Below are 5,343 nucleotides of genomic sequence, written 5' to 3' on the forward strand. Positions count from 1 at the left end.
TGTCTTAAGCTAACGGTTGGCATTATCACCCCCCGTATCGGACTTTCACCGACAAGTAAGCGCCCATGCTGGGCGCACAAGCAAAAAAAATCCATGAAAATCATGGATTTTTAATCAGAATATAAATCACTATATATTATTTTAAAAACTTCTAATGCCTCTTCAATTTTACCTCTAAGAAGTTCTCTTTTATTCTTAAATTCAATTTCCCCTTCTTTGGTTAACTTGTAGATTTTCTGCATTTTCTTTTTAGAATCATCCCAATGTCCTTCAACATACTTTTCCTTTTCTAATTTTTTTAATAGTGGATATATACCTCCTGTGCTTGGGAGCCATAATCCATTAGTTCTCTCTCCAATTTGATGAGAAATATCATTGCCATTTGTTGGCCCTAAACTTAATATATACATAACATATATTGGCAGAAGCCCCTTCGTAAATACTTGACCTACCGCTTCATTTTCATTTTGTACTTTACGAAGTTCATTTAATTTTTTCTTATATTCTTCATATAATCGCTTTTCTTCTGCCTTAATATCAGGAAAAGAATTAGCCATTTAATTATTCCACCTCATAGAAAAGTACACCTAAAAAGCCTGGGCCACTATGGACTCCAGATACAGGACTTATATATCCACCGAAATTAGCACTGTTTGCATTAGGATGTCTAGATATCTCCTCTATAATCCTTCTTGCTTCTTCTTCTGCTTCTCCATGAAATACGTAAACATCGCACTTCTTTTTATCTAACATCTCATTGGCTATAGCAATCATCCTATTAATAGATTGTTTTCGTCCCCTAACCTTATCATATGTTGCATAAGATCCCTCTTCATCTACATGAATAATAGGTTTTATATTTAAAAGTTCTGCAATAGTTCCTGCAACTTTTCCTATTCTTCCACCTTTTTTTAAATATTCTAAAGTTCCAACTACAAAGAAAATACGCACTCTTTTCTTTATTTCTGGTAGCTTTTTAACTACTTCATCAAAGCTCATACCCTTTTCTATCATCTTAGCCGCTTCTAAAATAATAACTGACTCTCCATAAGATATAAGTTTTGAATCAAATACATGAGTATTTATAGAGGGATAATCTTCACTCACCAACTTCAATGCATTATATATACCTGATAGTTTACTAGATAACGTTACTGCAATGGCATGAGTATATCCTTCTCTTTCTAGTTTTTGAAAAACCTCCTCCATATCCTTCATTGAAGGTAATGAGGAAGTAGGAACTTCCTTCTCAAATGATTTATATATTTCCTCAGGTGTTATTTCTATTCCATCTTTAAATTCTCTATCTTTAAAAATAATTCTAAAAGGTAGAACTATTATATTATATTTATCTATCATTTCTTTACTTAAATCTGAAGTACTATCTGTAATTAATGCTATTTTTTCCAAATATATCACTCCTAAAAACTAAAATTCCATTTATTCTTATCTAATAATATTATATATCACTACTGATAGTATTATCAATAGTGATATATAATATTAAATCCAAAATAATTTTTTATAAAAAATAAAGCACTCTATACTCTTCCCCAAACTATATTATTATGTTAATGAGATATAATTACTATTATTTTAAATAATTTTTCAAATAATATTCAATTTCTATATAAATATATCAGTTTCAAATAATAGTAAAAATAGCTTAAATGCATTAAAATGCATTTAAGCTATTTTTTTCTATAAATACATATTTGCAAATGCAGATGAAAGAACTGTGATTTCAAAATTTATGTAAGTAATTAATTATTATTTATATCCATTTAAACTATTAGCTATATTTAGAACTACACTTTTATAATGATAACTTTTTAATCGAATTTGTATTCAAAATTCTTATCAGGCATTTTACAGTTAAATATCTTTAAATTTCTATATGTATATACTATAATTTATTGTGCTTCATAAAACACTACCGCTATAAATCCCGGTCCACTATGTGCTCCAGATACTGCACTTACATATCCGCCAAAATAAGCTCTATTTACATTAGGGTGTTTCTCATATTCAGCTAAAAGCTTTCTAGCTTCTTCTTCTGCCTCACCATGTATAATGTATACATCTTGCTTATTTTTATCTAATAATTCATTTCCAATTGATAGCATTCTGCTAATAGATTGCTTTCTACCTCTTACTTTATCTAGAGTATAGTAATGACCTTGATCATCAACTGATATTATCGGTTTTATATGTAAAAGCTCTGCTATTGTTCCAGCAACTTTTCCTATTCTTCCGCCTTTTTTTAAGTATTCTAATGTGCCAACTACATAAAAACCATTTCCTTTCTTTCTCATCTCTGGTAACTTAGCAATTATCTCATCAAAGCTTGCCCCACTTTTTATCATTTCAGCACATTCCATAGCTATTGCTCCATGTGCATAAGAAACTATCTTTGAATCAAAAATATAGCTTTTTATAGTTGGATGATTTTCACTTGCAAGTTTAACAGCATTATAAAGTCCTGATAATTGACTAGATACTGTAATTACAATAGCATGAGTATAATTTTCACTTTCTAGTTTTTTAAATGTATCTTCCATATCTTTCATTGATGGTAAAGAAGTTGTAGGTATTTCTTTATGTAAATTTTCACATATTTCCTTCGTTGTTATATCTATTCCATCACTAAATTCTCTATCCTTATATATAATTCTAAAGGGAAGTATATTTATATTATACTTTTCTACAAATTCTTTTGCTAAATCACTGGCGCTATCTGTTATTATTGCAATTTTTTCCAATATCCATCACTCCTTAAACTTAAAGTCGTAATACATTATATATCACTATTGATAGTCATATCAATAGTGATATATGTCAAAAAAGATAAATATTTTAAAATTAACAAATTAATTAGAAAATTTAATCTAAAGTTAACAATTATTAATAATAATTAATAAAAAAATCTATAAAAAAATAAAAGCTTTAGTAATACTTAAATTACTAAAGCCTTTATTTTAACACTTGAATTAAATATAATAAATTACCTGTTTAAAGGAAATTTTATAATAAATTTTGGTAAATGTCCATACTTTAATTGAAATATTAAATTTCTTTTTTTATACTTTCGTAAAGCTCTTCTTCACTATCCGCTTCTATAAGTTTTCCATTAACTCTGGTAATTAAGTTTCCTCCGCATTTATCGCAAGCACCTATACATTTATTTAAGGTAGCTTTATGCTTTGGAAAATCTTTTTTTATTTTTTCCATTACTCTTTCATGACCTTCATTGTGTGCACAAAAACTTATTTTATTTTCTCCCATTTTTATTCTCCTCTAAATAATGAAAAATATAGTTAAAGTTAATATTTCAACTAACTCATTTATTGCCCCTAGAGTGTCCCCTGTTAATCCATTTATTTTATGTTCACAAAATTTATTAAATAACAAAGTTATAATAATTGCAGTAAAAGTTAGAATTACCATATCTTTATGGCTAATAAATATAAATTGTAATAATAAACATATTACAGCTGTCACTACTATATTTATAGTTTGTATATTTCCAATAAATATATTACCTGTCCCTGTAGATTTAGCGTTTTTCCCTATTGTAGCTAATAACACCACCGAAAATCTTGCTATGATGGGTGCCACAATTATTATTTGAGGTACGTATGAATCTATTGCTAATTTTATCAAATTATATTTAAATAATAGATCCAAAACTATAGCTACACAAGAATATACTCCTATTCTACTGTCTTTCATTATATCAATAATTTTTTCCTTGCCACCTTTAAAAGCAAAAAAGCCATCGCAAACATCACCTAAGCCATCTAAGTGTAATGCTCCTGTAAGTAACACAAATGTCAATACTACAAAAATGGCTGTTATACTAGAAGGTAGATATTTATTTAATAATAAATATACTAAATATTGAATCCCCCCTACTATAAAGCCTATTATCGGAAAAAACATGGCTCCTCTTCTAAAATTTTTATCACTGCAATCTAATTGAAGATTAACAGGTATTCTAGTAAAAAATTGAATATATAATAAAAAATCGTTTATATATTTTTTCATAACTTACTCCTAACTTAAGCATCTTCAAAAAAATAACTAGTCAGTATACTAGTCCATTTTATTTCAAATGTCTTATTTTAATCTTAATGGTAATCCACAGGTTACAAAATAAACTTCATCTGAAAGCTTTGCTATAAATTGATTAGTAAAACCTGCTATATCTCTATAAATTCTACTCAATTTATATTCAGGTACTAATCCACTTCCCACTTCATTAGTAACCATAACTAAAACCTTGTTTTTTTCTTTAGCCATTAAAATAAGTTTTTCAAATTCTTTTTTAATATTGTCTTGTATTCTATCTACTTCTTCCATGGTTATATTATCAAAATCTAATTCTTTATCAAATAATAAATTTGTTACCATTATTGTTACACAATCTAATAATATATTTGGCTCCTCTATGTTTTCTATAGCTTTATGTAAATCCCTATATCCCTCATAAGTCCTCCACTTCTGATTTCGTCCTTTTTTATGTTTGTCTATTCTATTTTTCATTTCATTGTCTGTTACTATAGCTGTAGCTATATATAATACATCATCTTTCTCATCAAAGATACTTTCTGCATAACTACTTTTACCACTTCTACTGCCTCCTGTAACTAATATTACCCTACTCATTTGATACACCTTACTTTCCTTATAAAAATTTATTATGAATTATTCCATCTAAGAATAAATTTTCATATTCGTATTTTACAATTGAAACATCCCCATTCCTTGAAGAAAACTTCCAAAACAAATCCATATTTTCATTCATAATATAAGAGTATATTGCCCTTATTACTCCGCTATGAGTTACAACTAGCACATTTTCACAGGTTAAGCTTAATATATCTTTTAAAAAATTAGATGCTCTATTGTATAGCTCTATATAGCTCTCTCCATTAGGTGGTACAAATCCTTTCCAATCTTTTTCCCATATATCACATTCCTTAGGATAGCATCTTAAAAGTTCTTCATAGCTTTTCCCCTCAAACTCTCCAAAGTTAGTTTCATTTATTCTTTTGTCTATAATTATTTTATTATTTTTTTCTAATCTTTTAAATTCTTCACCTAGTATTATCTTAGATGTCTCATAGGCTCTTTTTTTATTACTTAAATAAACCACATCTAAGTCAATGTCTTTAAAAAAAGTATTTAATTTCTTTGATTCAATTATTCCTTTTTCCGTTAACCCTTCATCTATTGTACCATAAAATACTTTATTTTTATTTTGAATAGTTTCACCATGTCTAACTAAATATATGTTCATATTAGCACCCCTACATTTATTTACGATCTGTTAACTTATAT

Annotated in this window: 7 protein-coding genes; all 7 read right to left on the bottom strand. The window is 27.6% G+C overall.

The annotated features are described in order from the left end of the window. Positions 1-110 precede the first annotated feature (110 nt). The 7 genes from B2W91_RS00960 to cobC all read right to left on the bottom strand — a co-directional run bounded on the left by B2W91_RS00960 (position 111) and on the right by cobC (position 5,302). Positions 111-557: a PadR family transcriptional regulator gene (locus tag B2W91_RS00960; protein ID WP_291578385.1), complete on the bottom strand. Its 447-nt coding sequence runs from the start codon at positions 555-557 to the stop codon at positions 111-113. Between the two features lie 4 nt (positions 558-561). Next, positions 562-1,410, bottom strand: coding sequence for a DegV family protein (locus B2W91_RS00965; RefSeq protein ID WP_291578386.1), 849 nt, complete (start codon positions 1,408-1,410; stop codon positions 562-564). A gap of 503 nt (positions 1,411-1,913) precedes the next feature. Further along, positions 1,914-2,762: a DegV family protein gene (locus tag B2W91_RS00970; protein WP_291578387.1), complete on the bottom strand. Its 849-nt coding sequence runs from the start codon at positions 2,760-2,762 to the stop codon at positions 1,914-1,916. A 304-nt stretch (positions 2,763-3,066) separates the two neighbouring features. Beyond that, positions 3,067-3,285 carry a DUF1450 domain-containing protein gene (locus tag B2W91_RS00975; RefSeq protein WP_291578388.1) on the bottom strand — a complete coding sequence of 73 codons (219 nt, stop codon included), beginning with the start codon at positions 3,283-3,285 and terminating at the stop codon, positions 3,067-3,069. A gap of 12 nt (positions 3,286-3,297) precedes the next feature. Continuing rightward, positions 3,298-4,047 carry an adenosylcobinamide-GDP ribazoletransferase gene (cobS, locus tag B2W91_RS00980; RefSeq protein WP_291578389.1) on the bottom strand — a complete coding sequence of 250 codons (750 nt, stop codon included), beginning with the start codon at positions 4,045-4,047 and terminating at the stop codon, positions 3,298-3,300. Positions 4,048-4,119: 72 nt separating this feature from the next. Continuing rightward, positions 4,120-4,668, bottom strand: coding sequence for a bifunctional adenosylcobinamide kinase/adenosylcobinamide-phosphate guanylyltransferase (cobU, locus tag B2W91_RS00985; protein WP_414633092.1), 549 nt, complete (start codon positions 4,666-4,668; stop codon positions 4,120-4,122). Positions 4,669-4,687: 19 nt separating this feature from the next. Beyond that, on the bottom strand, positions 4,688-5,302 hold the full coding sequence (gene cobC, locus B2W91_RS00990) for an alpha-ribazole phosphatase (protein WP_291578391.1): 615 nt from the start codon (positions 5,300-5,302) through the stop codon (positions 4,688-4,690). Between the last annotated feature and the right edge of the window lie 41 nt (positions 5,303-5,343).

This window comes from Clostridium sp. UBA6640 (assembly GCF_002455975.1).
Taxonomy (GTDB): Bacteria; Bacillota; Clostridia; order Clostridiales; family Clostridiaceae; genus Clostridium_J.